Origin of the sequence: Frankia sp. Cppng1_Ct_nod, assembly GCF_920656135.1 — a bacterium.
In the GTDB taxonomy this organism is placed as follows: Bacteria; Actinomycetota; Actinomycetes; order Frankiales; family Frankiaceae; genus Protofrankia; species Protofrankia meridionalis.
On sequence record NZ_CAKKTK010000045.1, the window covers coordinates 1 to 17,943 of the forward strand.

20 protein-coding genes and 2 pseudogenes are annotated in these 17,943 nt (G+C 66.7%); 14 read left to right on the forward strand and 8 right to left on the reverse strand.

Annotated features, from left to right (window positions below; translation table 11 throughout):
• Window positions 1–350: 350 nt before the first annotated feature.
• Window positions 351–563, forward strand: coding sequence for a flavodoxin (locus NBW77_RS13815; protein ID WP_242605806.1), 213 nt, complete (start codon window positions 351–353; stop codon window positions 561–563).
• Between the two features lie 96 nt (window positions 564–659).
• Here NBW77_RS13815 and NBW77_RS13820 read toward each other — a convergent pair whose 3' ends face one another.
• On the reverse strand, window positions 660–956 hold the full coding sequence (locus tag NBW77_RS13820; RefSeq protein WP_131746652.1) for a type II toxin-antitoxin system RelE family toxin: 297 nt from the start codon (window positions 954–956) through the stop codon (window positions 660–662).
• On the reverse strand, window positions 949–1,236 hold the full coding sequence (locus NBW77_RS13825; RefSeq protein ID WP_131746653.1) for a type II toxin-antitoxin system Phd/YefM family antitoxin: 288 nt from the start codon (window positions 1,234–1,236) through the stop codon (window positions 949–951). The genes NBW77_RS13820 and NBW77_RS13825 overlap by 8 nt, the downstream gene beginning before the upstream one ends.
• Before the next feature lie 141 nt (window positions 1,237–1,377).
• On the opposite strand from NBW77_RS13825, the pseudogene NBW77_RS13830 reads away from it, so the two are divergent.
• From NBW77_RS13830 to NBW77_RS13865, 8 genes and pseudogenes are all read left to right on the forward strand, one after another.
• A pseudogene (locus NBW77_RS13830) lies at window positions 1,378–1,617 on the forward strand (flavodoxin); the annotation flags it as partial.
• Window positions 1,618–1,665: 48 nt separating this feature from the next.
• Window positions 1,666–1,911 carry an AbrB/MazE/SpoVT family DNA-binding domain-containing protein gene (locus NBW77_RS13835; RefSeq protein ID WP_250279851.1) on the forward strand — a complete coding sequence of 82 codons (246 nt, stop codon included), beginning with the start codon at window positions 1,666–1,668 and terminating at the stop codon, window positions 1,909–1,911.
• Complete coding sequence (locus tag NBW77_RS13840; protein WP_250279852.1) at window positions 1,908–2,315, forward strand: type II toxin-antitoxin system VapC family toxin; 408 nt, start codon at window positions 1,908–1,910, stop codon at window positions 2,313–2,315. The genes NBW77_RS13835 and NBW77_RS13840 overlap by 4 nt, the downstream gene beginning before the upstream one ends.
• 12 nt (window positions 2,316–2,327) lie before the next feature.
• Window positions 2,328–2,468, forward strand: a pseudogene (locus NBW77_RS13845) (flavodoxin); the annotation flags it as partial.
• Window positions 2,469–2,529: 61 nt separating this feature from the next.
• Window positions 2,530–2,787, forward strand: a complete 258-nt coding sequence (locus NBW77_RS13850) for a hypothetical protein (RefSeq protein WP_131746654.1) — start codon at window positions 2,530–2,532, stop codon at window positions 2,785–2,787.
• A complete protein-coding gene (locus NBW77_RS13855) occupies window positions 2,784–3,164 on the forward strand; it encodes a PIN domain-containing protein (RefSeq protein ID WP_175324695.1) in 381 nt (126 codons plus the stop codon). The genes NBW77_RS13850 and NBW77_RS13855 overlap by 4 nt, the downstream gene beginning before the upstream one ends.
• A gap of 232 nt (window positions 3,165–3,396) precedes the next feature.
• Entirely contained in the window at window positions 3,397–3,654 is a 258-nt protein-coding gene (locus NBW77_RS13860; protein WP_250279853.1) for a type II toxin-antitoxin system Phd/YefM family antitoxin, read from the forward strand.
• Window positions 3,654–4,070, forward strand: a complete 417-nt coding sequence (locus NBW77_RS13865) for a type II toxin-antitoxin system VapC family toxin (RefSeq protein WP_131746656.1) — start codon at window positions 3,654–3,656, stop codon at window positions 4,068–4,070. Before NBW77_RS13860 ends, NBW77_RS13865 begins: the two co-directional genes overlap by 1 nt.
• Window positions 4,071–4,381: 311 nt before the next feature.
• Here NBW77_RS13865 and NBW77_RS13875 read toward each other — a convergent pair whose 3' ends face one another.
• On the reverse strand, window positions 4,382–4,966 hold the full coding sequence (locus NBW77_RS13875) for a MarR family transcriptional regulator (RefSeq protein WP_175324696.1): 585 nt from the start codon (window positions 4,964–4,966) through the stop codon (window positions 4,382–4,384).
• Between the two features lie 98 nt (window positions 4,967–5,064).
• On the opposite strand from NBW77_RS13875, the gene NBW77_RS13880 reads away from it, so the two are divergent.
• The gene (locus NBW77_RS13880) at window positions 5,065–5,361 is read left to right on the forward strand and encodes a hypothetical protein (RefSeq protein WP_131746657.1); all 297 of its coding nucleotides are present in this window, start codon (window positions 5,065–5,067) and stop codon (window positions 5,359–5,361) included.
• Between the two features lie 98 nt (window positions 5,362–5,459).
• On the opposite strand, the gene NBW77_RS13885 is transcribed toward NBW77_RS13880, so the two are convergent.
• Window positions 5,460–5,642: a helix-turn-helix domain-containing protein gene (locus NBW77_RS13885; protein WP_242605807.1), complete on the reverse strand. Its 183-nt coding sequence runs from the start codon at window positions 5,640–5,642 to the stop codon at window positions 5,460–5,462.
• A 149-nt stretch (window positions 5,643–5,791) separates the two neighbouring features.
• Here NBW77_RS13885 and argS point away from each other — a divergent pair, with 149 nt between their 5' ends.
• Complete coding sequence (argS, locus tag NBW77_RS13890; protein ID WP_131746658.1) at window positions 5,792–7,456, forward strand: arginine--tRNA ligase; 1,665 nt, start codon at window positions 5,792–5,794, stop codon at window positions 7,454–7,456.
• A 98-nt stretch (window positions 7,457–7,554) separates the two neighbouring features.
• The gene (locus NBW77_RS13895; protein ID WP_284346930.1) at window positions 7,555–8,034 is read left to right on the forward strand and encodes a nucleoside deaminase; all 480 of its coding nucleotides are present in this window, start codon (window positions 7,555–7,557) and stop codon (window positions 8,032–8,034) included.
• A gap of 140 nt (window positions 8,035–8,174) precedes the next feature.
• On the opposite strand, the gene NBW77_RS13900 is transcribed toward NBW77_RS13895, so the two are convergent.
• The gene (locus NBW77_RS13900) at window positions 8,175–9,941 is read right to left on the reverse strand and encodes a protein kinase domain-containing protein (RefSeq protein ID WP_131746659.1); all 1,767 of its coding nucleotides are present in this window, start codon (window positions 9,939–9,941) and stop codon (window positions 8,175–8,177) included.
• Window positions 9,942–10,191: 250 nt separating this feature from the next.
• Between NBW77_RS13900 and lat the strand changes: the two genes are divergently transcribed.
• Both lat and NBW77_RS13910 read left to right on the forward strand, forming a co-directional pair.
• The gene (gene lat, locus NBW77_RS13905; RefSeq protein WP_131746660.1) at window positions 10,192–11,634 is read left to right on the forward strand and encodes an L-lysine 6-transaminase; all 1,443 of its coding nucleotides are present in this window, start codon (window positions 10,192–10,194) and stop codon (window positions 11,632–11,634) included.
• A 72-nt stretch (window positions 11,635–11,706) separates the two neighbouring features.
• Window positions 11,707–13,269, forward strand: coding sequence for an aldehyde dehydrogenase family protein (locus tag NBW77_RS13910; protein WP_131746691.1), 1,563 nt, complete (start codon window positions 11,707–11,709; stop codon window positions 13,267–13,269).
• 25 nt (window positions 13,270–13,294) lie between these two features.
• Here the strand turns inward: NBW77_RS13910 and NBW77_RS13915 are convergent, their stop codons facing one another.
• The 3 genes from NBW77_RS13915 to dnaE all read right to left on the reverse strand — a co-directional run bounded on the left by NBW77_RS13915 (window position 13,295) and on the right by dnaE (window position 17,591).
• The gene (locus NBW77_RS13915; RefSeq protein WP_131746661.1) at window positions 13,295–13,705 is read right to left on the reverse strand and encodes a PIN domain-containing protein; all 411 of its coding nucleotides are present in this window, start codon (window positions 13,703–13,705) and stop codon (window positions 13,295–13,297) included.
• A complete protein-coding gene (locus tag NBW77_RS13920) occupies window positions 13,702–13,992 on the reverse strand; it encodes a type II toxin-antitoxin system Phd/YefM family antitoxin (RefSeq protein ID WP_131746662.1) in 291 nt (96 codons plus the stop codon). The genes NBW77_RS13915 and NBW77_RS13920 overlap by 4 nt, the downstream gene beginning before the upstream one ends.
• Window positions 13,993–14,066: 74 nt before the next feature.
• A complete protein-coding gene (dnaE, locus tag NBW77_RS13925) occupies window positions 14,067–17,591 on the reverse strand; it encodes a DNA polymerase III subunit alpha (RefSeq protein ID WP_131746663.1) in 3,525 nt (1,174 codons plus the stop codon).
• Window positions 17,592–17,943: the final 352 nt, after the last annotated feature.

The following is a 17,943-nucleotide window of genomic DNA, read 5'->3' on the forward strand; positions in this document are numbered from 1 at the left end:
CCCTACCGCTGGAGCTACGACGCCGACGCCGAGCACGCCCGCTACCTCGAACGCCACCCCACGCCCGACCCCAGCCCCGACAGCCTCGCCCAAGCCGCCTGACGGGGCCACGGACCGTAGCCAAACACCGCAAACGAACTAATGAGGCGCTGCACTAGCCACCCCTCAGCGTCCCTGCGATGCGCCGTGTGGGACTGTGGTCCCGGCTGGGAGACGATCTTGCTGGATGCGTACGGTGTCGCGCCAGACGATGATCGGACCGCCTTCTGTCGTCGGCTGTGGGAAGTCGGCCCCTGACCGGCCGCGAACCCCTACGTTAGCCAGGGTGCTGCGACCAGATCTACTATCCTGTGCTCGAGGCGACGGTCGGCCGACCGTACGCGCTCTACGTCCACGGCAACAGCGACACGACCGGCGCTGTCCGGGGCGTGGAAACGATCACCACCGGCCTGAAGTGGAAGCGCCTGCGCGACCCGGTCACCGTCATCGGTGCGCCGAACACCGCGGCCTGCGAAGCGTGCTGGGAACTCGGCGGCATGGCGGCCGCCGGTCTGATGGTGTAGCCCCCGAGCGCGAGAACCGACATTGGGTTTCGTGTGGCGAAAATCGCCAGCAAGATGAGGCGGTAAACAGCCCAACACGTGGGGTTTTTACGACCGTCAAAGACGGTAGGCGTCACGGCGATGGTCGATATCGAGAACCTCTATCTCCCGACGATCCTCTACGATCCGGTAACGCACACGGTATTCGCCGCGCCGTGCCCGCCAGAGTCCTTCGAAAGGTTTGCGCAGCGGAGCGCCGACCATCCGTGGGCGTTCCAGTAGGGGACCGGAGATGAACTCCCATGCCGCGAAGGCCGCCGTCTCCGGCAGTTTCTGGCTCAGAGCCCGGCGGGCACCGGGTGAGAGAACGAGTCGGTACGGTGGCGGTGCGGGGGGCTCGGGCGTGTCAGTCATCGCCCTGCTCGCGGCGTCGTTGCATGATTGCTGCCATCTCATCGCCGGTCGTGACCTCGCCACCGGCGATGGCTTCGTCGGCCTCTCGGATCCTGGCCATCGCACGTGGATCGGAGAGCAGCTCGAGGGTGGCCTCCAACGACTCCAGGTCCTCGGCCGAGAGGAGTACGACGTACTCGCGACCGTTGCGGGTGATGTGGACCCTTTCGTGGGTGCGGTCGACCTCATCGGCGATCTCGGACAGCCGAACTTTGACGTCGGACAGCGGCAGTGTCTGCATAGACCAGAATTCTAGTTCATGGAGGGTCTGTCTGCCGGGCGGCCTACCCCTGATGGGATAACGGGCGGATGCGACGCGACCGGCGCGGGAGCCTGACGGGAACGTCATCAAGGGCGAGGTTGCCGTGACCAGTGTTCAGGACATTTCTGCGACACTGTTGACTATCCGTGTCTGGACGTGACGGTCGGCCGTCCGTACGCCCTGTATGTCCACGAGAACAACGACACGACGGGCGCCGTCCGAGCGGTGGAGTCGATCGCGACCGGTCTGCGCTGGAAGCGCCTGCGCGACCCGGTGACGGTACTCGGCACGCCGGACGCCCCCGCCCGCGAGGCCTGCCGGGAGCTGGGCGCCACCACGGCGGCGAGCCTGGTGATGTAGATGGCTGCGGTGGCGGCCACGCGGGCGCCCGGATGGTAGATTTCTGGCATGCGGACTGCCATTGACGCCGCTGGGCGCGTCGTCATCCCCAAGGCGCTGCGCGATGCTCTCGGGCTCACGGCGGGTCAGCCGCTGGAGATCGCGGAGCGAGACGGGCGGCTTGAGATCGTGCCGGCGCCGACACCGATGAAGCTGGTGGACGAGGGTGACGGTGTGGTTGCCGTAGCCGAAGCGGACATGCCGGTGCTGACCGCTGACCTGGTACGCGCCACGCTGGAGCGAACCCGGCGATGAAGGCCGTCGATACCAGCGTGGTCGTGGCCTGCTTCGCCAGCTGGCACGAACACCATGGCATCGCCCGCAAGGCCATGGCATGCCGGCCGCGTCTGGTCGCGCACGCGGCGTTCGAGTCGTACTCCGTCCTGACCCGCCTGCCTCCCCCGCACCGCGTGCAGCCGTCGATCGTGCACGGCTTCATCACCGAGCGGTTCACCGAACCGTTCCTCACCCTGTCGGAGACCGGGTATCAGGAACTCCTGGCCACGGTGGCGACCGGCCAGATCCTTGGCGGTCCGGCCTACGATGCGTTGATCGCCTTCACCGCCGCCGAACATCAGGCAACCCTGATGAGCCTCGACCAGCGAGCGGCCGCAACTTACGAAGCCATCGGAATCACCGTAGAACAGCTCATTCCCTGACGGACCGGACCAGATGGGACGGTCGGCCGTCCGTACGCCCTGTATGTCCACGAGAACAACGACACGACGGGCGCCGTCCGAGCGGTGGAGTCGATCGCGACCGGTCTGCGCTGGAAGCGCCTGCGCGACCGGGTCACCGTACTCGGCATGCCGCGGCACACTTGCCCGCTACGGGTACGTACCCATGCCCTGGGCCGGGTGAAGGGAGCTTCTCGTGTCTGATGCCAACATCCGTATTCCCGCTGGCGCGCGCGACCGCCTCGCCGAAGTGGCGGCCGCTGAAGGTATGTCTCTGCGTGCCTATCTCGCCCGCCTCGCGGAGATGGTCCTGACGCCGGCCGAGCGCGCGGCGCGTGCCGAGCAGGCCCGCGCGGAGCTGCGGAAGTGGAACGGCTACAACCTCACCGAGGCGGATGCGGCGCGGGCGGACACCAAACTTGATCTTCGGTTGACGGAGATGCGCGCCCGGTGACCAGTACATTGCACATCGTTCTCGACGACGCCGCTCTGGTTGCCGCTGGCCACGGCAACGTCCTGGCTTCTCGCCTCATCCACCGGGCACACGTGGAGTCGGGCTGGTTCCTCTATACCGCGGCGTGTGCGCTGGTCGAAGCTGACCGGGCCCGCCCCGGCACGGCCGAACACGTCGCAGCCCTGCCCGCCATCACCGTCGTCGACCTGGATCTACCTGCCGCCTTCGCGGTCGCTCAGGACGCCACGTGGGCTCTTGCGCACAGTCGGTATGTCGCCGAGCCGACATCCGATCGTCCCGATGGCGCAGTCATTGCTACCGCCGCCCCGGACCGATGGAGGGACCAGCCGGTTCGCATTCTCGATCTCAACCCCTGACTCAGGGCCACCTCGACAGGCTCGTCGAGCAGGGCCGCCTACCCGGACGACATCATCCGCTTCGACCTCGAGCCCGTCGGGCAGGAGACCGGCCTGCGTTGGACGCTGCTGGCGCCGGACGAGCCATCGCAGGACGAGCCATCGCCCGACGTCGTCTCCCGGTCAACGCTGTACATGTGGTAACGTACAGCCTATGATAGCGGCAGCCGGCCGCGAGCCGGTACGTGTGGGCATGCGTGAGCTTTCCCAGCGGACTGCGCGCGTTCTGGCGTTGGTCCGGGCCGGGGAAACAGTCGAGGTCACCGACCGCGGGAAGACGGTGGCACGGATTGTCCCGGCCGCCGACGACCGCTACGCGCAGTTGGTGGCGGCGGGGGTGATCCGCGAGGCCCGGCGTCCGTTTGACGTGGCGCACCTGCCGGAGCCGGCGCTCAATCCGACCGACCGGACATCTGAGGAGTGGCTCGCTGATCTGCGTGGCGAAGGCTGATGGCAACGCGGATCTACCTTGACACGTCGGCGGTTGCGAAGCTGTTCCTCGCTGAGAAGGAAACGCCCGACCTGCGGCGGTGGCTGGCGAGTCGGGCGGACCCGCCGCTGCTGGTCTCCTCCGCGTTGCTGGGCGTCGAGTTGGTCCGGTTGCTCACCCTGGTGAACCCGACAATGGTCGGCGCGGCAGAGTCGTTTCTCGCCGCATACGTCGACATCGTCGAGATCACACCGCCGGTCCTCAGTGACGCGACCCGCCTGGCGCCGCCGCAGTTGCGCACCCTGGACGCGATTCACCTGGCCACGGCCTTGGATCTCGGTGACTCGCTGGACGTCATGCTCACCTACGACAAGGTTCTCGTGGAAGCGGCCCGCGCCGCCGATCTGACGGTGGCCGCCCCCGGCGCGCCTTACTGACCGTTTCGAGCCGCCTGATGTCGCCGATAATGAGACTTCGGTGACCAGTGTTCGCGTCACTTTTTTGACACCGTTTACTTATCTGTGCCTGGAAGCCGCGGTGAGCGCCCGTGCGCCCTCTACGTCCACGGCAACAGCGACACGACCAGCGCGGTGCGGGCCGTCGAATCGATTGCGACCGGGCTGCGCTGGAAGCGGCTGCGCGATCCGGTCACCGTCATCGGCGAGTTGGACGCCGCCGACGCCGCTGATATGCGTCGTTGTGAAACCGGCGACCCGGAGATTTGGTGCGGCGGACCGGTGCCTGGTCGCTACTGCCAGGAGGCGGTGCGCGGGGCGATTACGAGCACGACCCGGCGGGCTGCGTCAGGGAGGTCGTCGTAGGCCAGGTTGTAGCGCTTGGCGAGAACGTCGAAGAACTCGCCGTTCGGGTCCGGCTCGATCGCCTCGACCTCGCCACGTACTTCGAGGTACCGGTACGGCTGGTCGGGGTCGTGTACGGACAGTGCGATCCGGGGGTCGGCGGCCGCCAACAGATCGTTGCCGGCGTCGGTGAGACGGGCCAGGTAGACCTTCGCGTGTACGGGCGAGCCGACCCGCGATACCAGAGCCTTGCTCTCCAGCGTGGCCAGCAGGCTCGCCATCGCCTGCGGTGTGACGTTGCAGCGGCGGGCCAGTTGGGCCCCTGACGAGCCGGGGACCTGGAACAGCGCCAGCATTGTCGCGTACTGCGGCACGGTCAGGTCGAACGCTCGCAGTGCCCGGGTCTTCTCTCGCATGAGAGCCTGCTCGGCCCGTTTGATAGCCAGTCCCGGGCGGGACTCGGGATCGGCGAGGAACGCAGCCTCCGCTGCGGGCCGGAGTTCGGGACTGCCCACCGAGGTCGCGTCTTCCATTGCTCCAGCCTGCCATCCACATACTGGAGTGAGCTGGGGCCAGCCACCGCCGATCAGGTCTCGCCCGCGTCGACTCCGGCCGCGCGTCGGCGTACCCGGTGACCGGTGCACTACACGTCGTTCTCGATCAGGTCCGTAACCTGCTCATCCGCCTGGAAACCCGAGCCATCGTCCGGCCGCTACAGGCTTCGGGTTCACATGCGTTCGGGTCCGGCGATGCGGGCGTTCGCAGCCAGCGCACCGACGGCGCGGGCGGAGCTTCGGGCACCACCGCACGGTACGACCTTAACGACCATACACAGATAACCATGACCAGCCAGACGATCATAAAGCCCCGTACGCCGCCAGACCACCAACGTGAAATCAAGCCAAATGATGAGCCTTTTCCATTTTGATTTTTAGCGGCCTTCGTTCTCCAGGAGGAACACGGTCTGAGCGAATGATCCGACCTTGCGGGGGCAGCCACGGAACCGGTTGAATATGTGCCAGTTCTTCAGCGTCGCTGCGCCTCGACCGCACGATATGCCGTCGCCCCGCCGTTTCGGTCGATCTCCCGGGATATCGTCGAGTGATGCCGGCCGAGCATCTTCTCGATATACCGCGCCGACCTGTCCAGGCTCAGCGCCCGGGAGATGGCTTCCCGCTCCTCGATCTTCAACAGCTCGTGCCGGGCCATCCACCATCCAGTCTGTCGACGCTACCGAGATCATCCTATCGGAGCGTCGCTATGACCATTTGACGCTGCCCTCTAATAAAGTAGTGACGGCTTCTATCCACCGTTATAACATTGTTGCCCGGGGCGTAATTTTGTAGTATTTTCGCTTCATGATGGACGTTGAGACACTGCCGCTGAGGGTGTCCGCGGTCGTGGCAGGCCACGCCGGGACGCCGATCGAGGCTCGGTATAATCCGGTGAAAATAATCCAGGGCGGGGAGATCGGAGTTCCGCTCCATACGGTCGACGCCTCCAAGGTGGATCATCCTGCACTGATCAAATCGCTCCGCGAGCTGCCTTTCGTGGACGACGTAAAATTGACCGGTCAGTTCCTTAATGTGAAGCTCAGGCGAGATCGTGGTATCGAGGAGATACTCTCCCGCTCACTCGTTCCGGCTTCATGGAAAGAATCGAACGCTCGCGTACTAATGGAGCACACGAGCATAAACCCGAATGCAGCCCCTCACGTCGGTCGGGCCAGGAATGCTATCCTCGGCGATGCCATCGCGCGAATCCTGAGCGCTACCGGAAATTGTGTGAGTCGGCACTACTTCGTCAATGACTTCGGGAAGCAGATCGCCTTGCTTTTGGTCGCTCTCGGGCCGGGCGGTGTCGCGAACATCCCTTTTGATGACATTCTGCACAGGTATGTGGAAATTAACGACAGGGCGAAAGCGGATCCGCGGGTAGCGGATCAGGCCCTTTCTTTTCTCGGCAGAGCCGAGCAGGGAGATCTTGCTGTACTCGACGAGCTTCGCAAGATAGCCCGTCACAGCCTGGACGGACAGCTAAGGATTCTTTCTCGCCTTGACATCGAATTCGATACGTTCGACTTCGAAACCGAACTTCTCGACTCGGCTGATATAAAAAGGGTCGAGGAAGAGCTTCACAAAGCTGGAGTGACTTTCCGGGATGAGCATGGGAGGCTCGTAGCCGACCTTGCGAAGCTCGGCTTCGCAAGGGACGAAGGACGTTATGTTGTCCTTCGTAGAGGAAACGGCAGCTCAATGTACCTGCTCCGGGATCTCGTCTACAACGTGAGAAAATACGAACTGAGCGAGGGTGGCCGCAACGTGGTCGTGCTCGGTGAAGACCACAAGTTGTACATGGAACAGGTTTCCCTCCTTCTGGAGGTTCTCGGTGTGGTTCCTCCCGAGCAGGTCTACTACTCGTATGTAGCACTGCGAGACGGAAAGATGTCAACTCGCCGTGGAAACGTCGTGCTGCTCGAAAACGTTGTTGATCTGGCGCTCCAGCTGGCGCTGGACCGAGTCCGGCAGTCGAACCCGAGTATGTCTTCCGATGAGGTATCCAACGTTGCCGAGTCCGTATCCGCAGCGGCAGTACGCTTCTCTCTGCTGAAGTCGGCTCCCAGCAGTCCGGTCGTGTTCGATCTGGCCGAGGCCACCCGATTCGAAGGGGCAACGGGGCCATATCTGCAGTATTCCGCCGCCCGTTGTAATGCGCTGCTCAGTAAGGCGGCCTCCGCTGACGTGGCGCCGGAAAGGGAGATTTCGGACGCATTGTGGTCGGTGGCGTCGACTCTTGACGAGTATCCGGTGGTGCTGGCTAAGAGCGCTGACCGGCTGCAGCCCAGCCTTGTATGTGACTACCTGCTAAGGCTTGCGAGGGCAGTGAACCATTTTTATGCAGCTGAACAGGTGTTGCGTGACGGAGCGGCGCCGCCTACCCCAATTCGGGTCATCCGGTGCGCGGGAGACACTTTGAAACATGGCCTTGGTGTCCTCGGTATAGAAGTTCCGGCGCGGATGTGACGGCATATGATCCGCACGCCCTCGCCGTCCATGCAGATGATGTTTGAAGTGGTGCTGGCCGGTGCCAGGGACGAGGCCATCGAGGGAGGGGTTGTGCCGTGGCCACGATCCCCACCGCGAAGTACGAGCCCTGGATGCGGCGGGCGCTGGAGGTGGCGCGTGCGCTCCCCGACCCCGGCGCCGACGACCCGCCGGTCGGCGCGGTGGTCTACGGCCCGGACGGGACCGAACTCGCCGCGGCCCACCACGACCGCGAGCGCACCGCCGACCCCACCGCCTACGCCGAAATCCTCGCGCTACGCCAGGCCGGCCACGCACTCGGCACCTGGCACCTCGAAGGCTGCACCCTCGTCACGACACTCGAGCCAGGTGTCATGTCCGCTGGAGCCCTCGTTCTCGCCCGCGTGCCACGCCTGGTCGTCGGTTCCTGGGACACCCACAACGGCGCGGTCTGCTCCCAGTGGGACCTCGTCCGCGACCGCCGCCTGAACCACTTCGTTGAAGTCATCCCCGAGGTGCTCAGACCCGAGTGCGACGCACTGCTCAACAGTTACCTCGACGCGCCCCGACACGCATAGACCGGCCTGCCGCATCCGTGTAGACCGGCATGACCGCGTTCGGGCTACCTGCCGCGCTCGGCCTGCTACACGCGCACCTTCACCCGGTTCGGCTGGCGGCGGTCGCGGCCGGGAGACACAGCGGCAGTTGTTGCACAGGTTCAGCGGCGGCTGTGATGGGCGTTCGGGTCTGTCGGCGGGATCGTCGCCTGGTCCACGCCGAGTTTCGTGCCGTTCCACCGAAACGTCAGGTCGGCTGTCCCGCCGGACGGGCAGCACACCTTGTCCGAGGGTTCGTACAGGTCGTAGCGCAGCACGACCGTGTTCTGCGTCGCGGACACGAATCTGATACCGGCACTCGGCTCGCTGAAGTCCTTGCCGATCATCTCGGTGCCGACGAAGAAGAACCCGAACTCCCGGGGGGTCGGGGAGCCCGCGTCCTTGCCGATGAGGACGTTGAGGGTACGGCCCTGGACGAAGCCGGCGCTGTCGATCACGGTGTAGCCCGACTGGTTCACGGTGTTCTTCGCCTCGGCAAGGGTGAGGTACCCGGATGTCGGCGACACCGACGGGCTTGTCCGCGGTGTACCGGACGCGGAGGCCGCCGATCGGACGGACGGCGTCGGGCTCGCCGTGGAACTGCGACGGGCGGTCGGCGTCCCGGTCTGTGCGGCCACTGCCAGGTCGGCCGACGACCCTGTCGAGCCCCGGCCGGTGAGCAGGGAGTCCCGGTTGCGCAGCGCCATGGCGGTGACCACACCGCCGAGGACCGCCACCGCCAGGACCGCCGCAAGCACCGCGGTGAGTGTGCCGCGCCGGCGCGGTCGCGGTGGGGTCGGCGCCCGGTCCGGCTCGTCACGGACCCGGTCGGGGGCCGGCATCGGATGCTGCGCGGCAGCCTGTGTCAGGTATGCGTCGCGGGTGTAGGCGTCTCGGCCGCGATCAGCGGGTCGCCTGCCGTGCAGGTCGTCATAGCCGCCCGTCCTGTCATAGCCGCCCGTCCCGCCATGAACGCCGGACGGTGCCGGGGCGGGTGACTGCGGCTGCGGCGGGGTCGGTGACAGCGACCACCATCGGGCAAGCGCGGTTTCGGCCGCCCGGTCGGACTCGCCCGCGTCGGCCACGTCATGTCCGACAAGCTGGGCGACGAGTTGCGCGGCGGCCGGTCGCCGCGCCGGGTCCTTGTCCAGCGCCCGGGCCAGTACCGCGGCCAGGGCGGACGGGACGTCGGTCAGGTCGGGTTCGGCGGACATGATCTGGATGGCGATCGCCTGGGGCCGGTCGCCTCGGAACGGTTGGCGGCCGGTGGCGGCGAACACCGTGCAGGCCCCCCAGGCGAAGATGTCGGCGGGCGGCCCGGCCCGCTCGCCCCGCAGCTGTTCGGGGGCCATCCAGATCAGGGTGCCGATCAGCGTGCCGGTGCGGGTGTGGTTGGCGGAATCGACCGCCCGCGCGATGCCGAAGTCGATGACCTTCGGGCCGTCCCAGGTGACCAGGATGTTGGACGGTTTGAGGTCGCGGTGGACGACGCCGGCCGCGTGGATCGCGACGAGGGCGTCGGCGAGCCCGACTGCCAGCCCGTCGAGCAGGCGTCCGGTGAAGGGACCACGCTGGGCCACTGCCTCCGTCAGGCTGCGCCCTTCGACGTACTCGGTGGCCATCCACGGGCGCGGGCCGTCGACGTCGGCGTCGAGGACCGTGGCGACCGACCCGCCGCGTACCCGCTGGGCGGCGGCCACCTCGGTGCGGAACCGGTTGCGGAACTCCGGGTCGTCGGCGAGCCCGGGGGAGGGCACCTTGACCGCCACCGGTTTGTTGTCGGCGGTGAACCCCAGGTAGACCGTGCCCATGCCGCCGGCGCCGATCCGGCTCTGTAGCCGGTACGGGCCGACCCGATCCGGGTCGTCGGTGGACAGTGGTTGGAGCACGTCTTCCCCCTCCGCGCCGCCCGCATCGCGGATCGGCGGACGGCGCCCTCGATTGTCCCCGATGCCCTGCCGGTGGGTGGCGGCACATCGCCGATCGCGGTCGGGTATTCGACAGCTTCCGGTTTGGACGAAAATATTTTCTTGAAGTCCGAGCTATGGGTGTCGTATCTTTCTCGTTGGAGGGAATCGACGTCATATTTCACGGCTCTTGGCTGGGGTTCCGGCAGGGATGCACGGAAAGGGGAGCAGGATGTCGAGCACGCCTGCGACGGTGGCCGCGTGGCCGCGGACCGGCCAGACCGCTGGGACCGGCCAGACCGGTCCGAGCGCCCGGAATCCGGTCACCGCCGTCCCGACCTACACTCCGGTCCCCCCGCATGACGTGCTGGAGGTACTCGGCCGCCATGTCCTCACCGACGGGTTCGACCTGGTCCTAGACCTCGAACGCAGCCGCGGCAGTTGGCTGGTGGACGCCCGCGACGGCCGGCGCTATCTGGACCTCTACAGCTTCTTCGCGTCGGCGCCGCTGGGGATCAACCCGCCGGAGCTGGTCGGCGACCCCGACTTCCTCGCTGAACTCACCACGGCGGCCGTCAACAAACCGGCCAACCCCGACATCGCCACCGCCGCCTACGCGGGATTCGTCGAGATCTTCGCCCGGGTCCTCGGCGACCCGCAACTGCCCCACCTGTTCTTCGTCGAAGGCGGGGCGCTCGCCGTCGAGAACGCGCTGAAATGCGCCTTCGACTGGAAGAGCCGCCATAACGAGCAGGCCGGCCGGTCCGGTGCGCTCGGCACGCGGGTCCTGCACCTGCGGCACGCCTTCCACGGCCGCAGCGGTTACACGCTGTCCGTCACCAACACCGACCCGGTCAAGACCGACCGTTTTCCCATCTTCGACTGGCCGCGGATCGACACGCCGTCGGTCATGTTCCCGCTGGACGCCCGCGGGCTCGCCGACCTGGCGGATGCAGAGGCACGGGCACTGGCGCAGGCGCAGGCCGCGTTCGCCCGTCATCCTCATGACATCGCCTGTTTCCTGGCCGAGCCGATCCAGAGCGAGGGCGGTGACAACCATCTGCGGGCGCAGTTCCTCGCCGTGATGGAACGCCTCTGCCACGATCACGACGCGCTGTTCGTCCTCGACGAGGTGCAGACAGGGGTTGGGATCACCGGCTCGGCCTGGGCGTACCAGCAGCTGGGGTTGCACCCCGATGTTGTCGCGTTCGGTAAGAAGGTGCAGGTCGGCGGGGTGATGGCAGGCCGGCGGGTGGACGAGGTGGCGGGTAACGTCTTTCGGGTCGCAGGGCGGATCAACTCGACCTGGGGAGGCGGGCTGGTCGACATGGTCCGGTCCCGGCGGATGCTGGAGGTCATGGAGTCGGCCGGGCTGTTCGCTCGGGCCGGTGAACTCGGCCGCGCTCTGCTGACCGGCCTGTGGGAGCTTGCCCGTCGGTATCCGTCGCTGGTGTCAAACCCCCGGGGACGCGGTCTGCTGTGCGCGATCGACCTGCCTTCGTCCGCGATCCGCGACGAGGTCGTACGCCGGTTGCGCACCGAGGAGCACACCCTCGTCCTGCCCTCGGGTTCGCGGGCGTTGCGGTTCCGGCCCGCGCTCACGGTGTCCGCGGCCGAGCTCTCCCTCGGCGTGGACGCACTCGGGCGGGTGCTGTCTCGTATCCCGACCAGGTGACGAGGCGGTTGTGGCCGAGCTGGTTGTGGCCGAGCTGGCGTGAATCGTGACTACGGTGAGGTCATTGTGACTGTGGTGAGGTCGTCGAGCTACCGGGTGGAGCCTGCCGGACGGGCGCCCGACTCCGAGCGCCCAGTGATCCTTTCGACCAACCCGGCGTGCCTCGACGAGGTGGTCGCCGAGGTCGTCCTTGCCGGTCCAGCCGAGCTGCGCGACGCCTGCGCTCTCGCGCGCGACGCCCAGCCCGGCTGGGCGGACGTGCCCGCTCCGGTCCGCGGAACCGTGATCGCGAACCTGTGCCGCCTCGTCGAGGAGAACGCCGAGGCGTTGGCCCGGTTGGTGACCCGTGAGGTCGGCAAACCCATCGCCGAGGCCCGTGGTGAGGTGGCGGAGGTCATCGATACCTGCCGCTTCTTTCTCGGTGAGGGCCGCCGCCTCTACGGTGAGACCGTGCCGTCGGAAATGCCCGACAAGCAGCTGTTCACCTTCCGGGAGCCCGTCGGGGTCATGGCGGTGATCACCGCGGGGAACTTCCCGGTGGCGGTGCCGTCCTGGTACATCGTCCCGGCGCTGCTGTGCGGCAACACCGTGGTGTGGAAGCCGGCGGTCTATGCGGCCGCGTGCGCGCAGGCGTTCACCGAACTGATCCGCCACGCCGGGGTGCCCGCCGGGGTGGCGGGCCTGGTACCTGCCGAGGGCGTGGAGACGTTCACCGGCCTGGAGCGGGCGCTGGACGCACGCCTCGTCGACAAGGTCGGCTTCACCGGCTCCACCGAGGTCGGGCGGATGATCGGTGAGTTGTGCGGCCGGCACCTGCAGACCCCCTGCCTGGAACTGGGCGGGAAGAACCCGATGGTGGTCGCGCCCGACGCGGACCTCGACGCGGCCGTCGCCGGGGCGGTGTTCTCCGGGTTCGGCACGGCCGGGCAGCGGTGCACCTCACTCGGGACGGTGATCGTGCACGCCTCGGTGCACGACCAGTTCGTCGAACGGTTCACGGCCGCGGTCGAGGCGGCGAGGATCGGTGACCCGTTCGCGGACGTCCTGTACGGACCGCTACTGGACCTGCGGTTCGCCGACGGTTTCGAGCGCACCCTCGGGCTCATCCGTGATCATCACCGGGTTGCGGGGTCCTCGGCGGTCGGGCGGGTGGACGCGGCCCGTCCACGTGACGGGTTCGCCGGGGTTGCCGAGACCGGGCTCTACTACCATCCGGTGATCCTTGACGGTGTGCGGCCCGGTGACGAGGTGTTCGACGAGGAGACGTTCGGCCCGATCGTCGGCGTGACCACCTACCGGCATCTGGACGAGGCGATCGAGCTCGCGAACGCCCCCGGCTACGGACTGTCCTCGTCGATCTACACCAGTGACCCGCGGACGGTGTTCCGGTTCCGCCGGGGGATCAGTGCCGGCATGGTCAGCGTGAACAACTCGACGTCTGGGGCTGAGGCGCATCTGCCGTTCGGGGGCAACGGCCGGTCCGGCAACGGCAGCCGTCAGTCGGGACGTTGGGTGCTCGACCAGGTCACCCGGTGGCAGGCGGTCAACTGGGACTACTCCGGCCACCTGCAGAAGGCGCAGATGGACACGGCGATCCCCGCCGCCGACCTCACCTTCCGCCTCCCGCCTCCCTGAAGGGGCCAGCCGGTCGCCGAGAGGCTCAGCCGGGGTCACCCGGCGAGCGGACGGGAAGGCCTGCGTCCCGGGCGGCGGAGGCCAGGCGGTGGTCGTAGGTGACGAAAGCGGTCAGCGCCTCCGCGAGGCGTAGCGCGGCAGCGAGATGGATCGCGTCGAGGGAGCGGACCTGTGGATCGGCGACGATACCGGCATGGTCGAGCAACGGCCGCTCCAGCTCGACCTGATCCAGCTGGTCGACCAGTTCGACGGCCGAAGCGTGCAACTGGGAGTCCTTCGGCGCCGCACGGCGCACGACCCGCATCACCTCGGTCCGGGTCAGGGCGGCGGTCACATACGGATAGGCGGCGTGCGCGGCGAGGAATGCCTGGAGTGCCGGGGTCTCTGTCTCGGTGAGGAGTAACTTCACCAGCGCGCAGGAGTCAAGATAGATCATCGATCGTCCTCGCCGCGCATCTCTGCCAGGACCTCGGACAGCGGCGGAACATCCGGGCGCGGTGGCAACGGCCGCCATCCGGCCAGACCGCCCCGACCCGGATGCAGAGCACCCGTGGCGATCAGTTCCTCCCGGGCCTGCTGCGAGGGTCCAGGAGGGATGAGAAGAGCAACCAGCCGCCCCCGCTCGGTGATCTCGACAGTCTGCCCCTCCTTGATTCTCTCGATCACCCGCGAGGCGTTGTGCTGCAGTTCTCGTACTCCGACGCGCACCACCATGACGCACATGCTAACTCGTAATGTGCGCTGGATCCGGTGCTGTACCGGTCCCGCCGCTCCAGGCTGTCGGCCAGGTACTCGGGTCAGGCGACGGCGGACGCGCCGAGCAGGGCCTTGAGGTCGCCCATGAGCGCGGGGGTGCGCTGGACCTTGTAGGCATCGTCCAGGCGCAGCAGCGTCGTACGGGTGGGGGACTGCAGACGCAGGTGCACCTCGGTGGTACCCGGATGGGTGCCGAGGACCTCCCGCAGCCGGTCGACGGTGGGCGGGTTCACCCGGGACGTCGGCAGGGTGATCACTATCGGCGGGCTGAGCGCATGCTCGCTGAGATCCGGGATGGTCAGCTCGGACGCGACCAGCCGCGGGGCGTCCTCCCGCTTGTCCAACCGGCCCTTGACGAACACGACCGCGTCCTCGGCGAGCTGGGTGGCGCAGGACTCATAGGTCGCCGGGAAGAACATCACCTCCAGGCCGCCCTCAAGGTCCTCGACGGTGGCCAGTGCCCACAGCTTGCCCTGCTTGGTGACCTTCCGGGTCAGACTGGAGATGATCCCGCCGATGGTCAGCACCGCGCCGTCGGGGTAGTCGTCGCCGACCAGCGACGCGATGCCGCAGTCGGCCTTGGCCGCGAGGATGTGCTCGACGCCGGCCAGCGGGTGGTCGGAGACATAGAGACCGAGCATGTCCCGTTCGTGGGACAGCAGCATGGCCTTGTCCCACTCCTGGTCGGAGAACTCCTGCACCCCGAACACGGGGGTGGACGGCCCGTCGTCCATCGCGAACAGGTCGAACTGGCCTTCCGCGGTCTTGCGCTTGACCGCGATGACCGCCTCGACGGCCTGTTCGTGGCGTTCGGCCAGACCTCGGCGGGTGTGCCCGAGCGCGTCGAACGCGCCGGATTTGATCAGTGACTCGATGGTCCGCTTGTTGCAGACGACCGCGTCGACCTTGTCCAGGAAGTCGGGGAACGACACGAAGCGCGGCTTCGACCGTCGGGTCCGAATGACTGACTCCACGACGTTCGCGCCGACATTGCGGATGGCGCCGAGCCCGACCCTGATCTCACGGTCGCCGCGGGCGGTGTAGCCGGCATCGGATTCGTTGACGTCCGGTGGAAGAACCCGGATGCCCATCCGTCGGCATTCGTTCAGGTAGATCGCGCTCTTGTCCTTGTCGTCCCGCACGGAGGTCAGCAGCGCCGCCATGTACTCGGCGGGGTAGTTCGCCTTGAGGTAGGCCGTCCAGTAGGAGACCAGGCCGTAGCCGGCGGTGTGGGCCTTGTTGAACGCGTAGTCGGAGAACGGGACGAGGATGTCCCACAGCATCCGGATTGCCGCGTCGGAGTACCCGTTCTCCTTCATCCCCGCGGAGAACGGCACGAACTCCTTGTCGAGGATCTCCTTCTTCTTCTTGCCCATGGCGCGGCGTAGCAGGTCGGCGCCACCGAGGCTGTAGCCGGCGACGCGCTGGGCGATGGCCATGACCTGTTCCTGGTAGACGATCAGGCCGTAGGTCGTGTCCAGGACGTCCGCGAGTGGCGCGGCCAGTTCCGGATGGATCGGGGTGACCTCCTGCTGGCCGTTCTTGCGCATCGCGTAGTTGATGTGGGAGTTCGCGCCCATGGGCCCGGGCCGGTACAGCGCGAGGACGGCGGAGATGTCCTCGAAGTTGTCCGGGCGCATCAGGCGGAGCAGCGAGCGCATCGGCCCGCCGTCGAGCTGGAACACTCCCAGAGTGTCACCGCGGGCGAGTAGTTCGTAGGCGGCCTTGTCGTCCAGGGACAGAGCGAGCAGATCGACCTTTGTCTCCCTGTTCGCCTCGATACCGCGCACCGCGTCGTCGATGACGGTCAGGTTGCGCAGGCCGAGAAAGTCCATTTTCAGCAGGCCGAGGGTTTCGCAGGTCGGGTAGTCGAACTGCGTGATGATCGCGCCGTCGGCGTCGCGACGCCAGACCGGGATGTGCTCGACGATCGGCTCGGCCGACATGATCACCCCAGCCGCATGCACCCCGGCCTGACGGATCAGCCCCTCGAGGCCCTTGGCGGTGTCGATGATCTTACGGATCTCCGCGTCCGATTCGTACAGTCCCCGGATCTCCCCGGCCTCGCTGTACCGCGGGTGGGCCGGGTCGAAGATCCCGGACAGCGGGATGTCCTTGCCCATGACCGCGGGTGGCATCGCCTTGGTGATACGGTCACCCAGCGCGTACGGGTAGCCCAGCACCCGGCTGGAGTCCTTGATGGCGGCCTTCGCCTTGATGGTGCCGTAGGTGACGATCTGGGCGATGCGGTCCTCGCCCCACTTCTCGGTGACGTACCGGATGACGTCACCCCGCCGGCGTTCGTCGAAGTCGATGTCGATGTCGGGCATGGAGACGCGGTCGGGATTGAGGAACCGTTCGAACAGCAGCCCGTGCGGGATCGGGTCGAGGTCGGTGATGCCGAGCGCGTAGGCGACCATGGAACCTGCGGCGCTGCCCCGGCCGGGGCCGACCGGGATTCCCTGGCTCTTCGCCCACATGATGAAATCGGCGACAACGAGGAAATAGGACGGGAAACCCATCGTGAGAATGATGCCGATCTCGTACTCGACACGCTCGCGGTGTTCATCGGTGAGCCCGTCCGGGAACCGGCGGGCCATACCGGCCCAGACCTCCTTACGGAACCACGACTCCTCGGTCTCACCCGCGGGGACGGGAAAGCGTGGCATGAGGTTCCGTTTGTCGAACATTCCGGCGGTGTCGACCCGCTCGGCAATGAGAAGAGTGGTCTCGCAGCCTTCCCGCCAGACGTCGCTGGTATCGATGGCATGCATTTCCTGGGTGCTCTTCAGATAATATCCGGAACCTTCGAACTGGAAGGCGGGCGAGGTCACCGTCGAGGCGGTCTGCACGCACAGCAGGGCGGCATGCGTGTCGCGTTCGGATTCGTAGGTGTAATGCGAGTCGTTCGTCACCACGAACCGCATGCCGAGTTTGCGGGCGATGTCCACCAGCCCGTCACGGACCCGGCGTTCGATCTCGATGCCGTGGTCCATGATCTCGCAGAAAAAATTGTCCTGACCAAAGATGTCCTGGTATTCCGCAGCCGCTTCGAGGGCGGCATCGAACTGGCCGAGCCGGAGCCGGGTCTGGACCTCGCCCGAAGGACATCCGGTGGTGGCCATGAGACCATCTGCGTGCTCGGCTATGATTTCGCGGTCCATGCGAGGCCATTTGATGTAGTGGCCCTCGATGGACGCGCGGGAGTCGAGTTTGAACAGATTGTGCAGGCCTTCGGCGTTGCGTGCCCACATCGTCATGTGGGTGTAGGAGCCGCCACCGGAGACGTCGTCGCTCTTCTGGTGGGGCTCGCCCCAGCGTACGCGTTGCTTGAGCAGCCGGGACGCGGGCGCCACATACGCCTCCACCCCGATGACGGGTGTGATCCCCGCCGCGGTCGCCTGTTTGTAGAAGTCGTAGGCGCCGTACATGTAGCCATGGTCAGTGATGGCCACGGCCGACATGTTGTGACGACCGCATTCCCTGAACAGGTCCTTCAACCGTGCGGCGCCGTCGAGCATCGAGTATTCGGTGTGAACGTGCAGGTGAACAAAGGAGTCGGACACGCCGTCGGACCTTCCCGCGTGCGCGGCACGCCTGTCGCGTCGGTGAAGTTTCAGGGCCTGTCCGCCGAGCCTAGCCCGGTCGTCCGACAGGTCTCGGACGGCCACGGTTGTGTCAGCCCGGGGTGACCGACCGTGCGTACACGTAGGGGCTCGGCTCGGATCACGGCCGGCCGGACCGTCAACCAGGTATCGACGGGCACCGGCGCAGCACACGGCCGGCCCAAGTCAGGGTCAATGTCGATACGCATGAGCATTGTCACCTACTGCCGGCTGATTGCCCCGAACGCAGACTCGATATCTTTTGGTGACATGCCCGTCATGTGCCCTTACAGGTCGGTGGCGTGCGCATCTT

Coding starts and splice junctions, on each gene's coding strand:
- NBW77_RS13820 (WP_131746652.1), bottom strand. CDS start 956: ATGACTGACACGCCCGAGCCCCCCGCACCGCCACCGTACCGACTCGTT.
- NBW77_RS13825 (WP_131746653.1), bottom strand. CDS start 1,236: ATGCAGACACTGCCGCTGTCCGACGTCAAAGTTCGGCTGTCCGAGATC.
- NBW77_RS13835 (WP_250279851.1), top strand. CDS start 1,666: ATGCGGACTGCCATTGACGCCGCTGGGCGCGTCGTCATCCCCAAGGCG.
- NBW77_RS13840 (WP_250279852.1), top strand. CDS start 1,908: ATGAAGGCCGTCGATACCAGCGTGGTCGTGGCCTGCTTCGCCAGCTGG.
- NBW77_RS13860 (WP_250279853.1), top strand. CDS start 3,397: ATGCGTGAGCTTTCCCAGCGGACTGCGCGCGTTCTGGCGTTGGTCCGG.
- NBW77_RS13865 (WP_131746656.1), top strand. CDS start 3,654: ATGGCAACGCGGATCTACCTTGACACGTCGGCGGTTGCGAAGCTGTTC.
- NBW77_RS13875 (WP_175324696.1), bottom strand. CDS start 4,966: ATGGAAGACGCGACCTCGGTGGGCAGTCCCGAACTCCGGCCCGCAGCG.
- NBW77_RS13885 (WP_242605807.1), bottom strand. CDS start 5,642: ATGGCCCGGCACGAGCTGTTGAAGATCGAGGAGCGGGAAGCCATCTCC.
- argS (WP_131746658.1), top strand. CDS start 5,792: ATGATGGACGTTGAGACACTGCCGCTGAGGGTGTCCGCGGTCGTGGCA.
- lat (WP_131746660.1), top strand. CDS start 10,192: ATGTCGAGCACGCCTGCGACGGTGGCCGCGTGGCCGCGGACCGGCCAG.
- NBW77_RS13915 (WP_131746661.1), bottom strand. CDS start 13,705: ATGATCTATCTTGACTCCTGCGCGCTGGTGAAGTTACTCCTCACCGAG.
- NBW77_RS13920 (WP_131746662.1), bottom strand. CDS start 13,992: ATGTGCGTCATGGTGGTGCGCGTCGGAGTACGAGAACTGCAGCACAAC.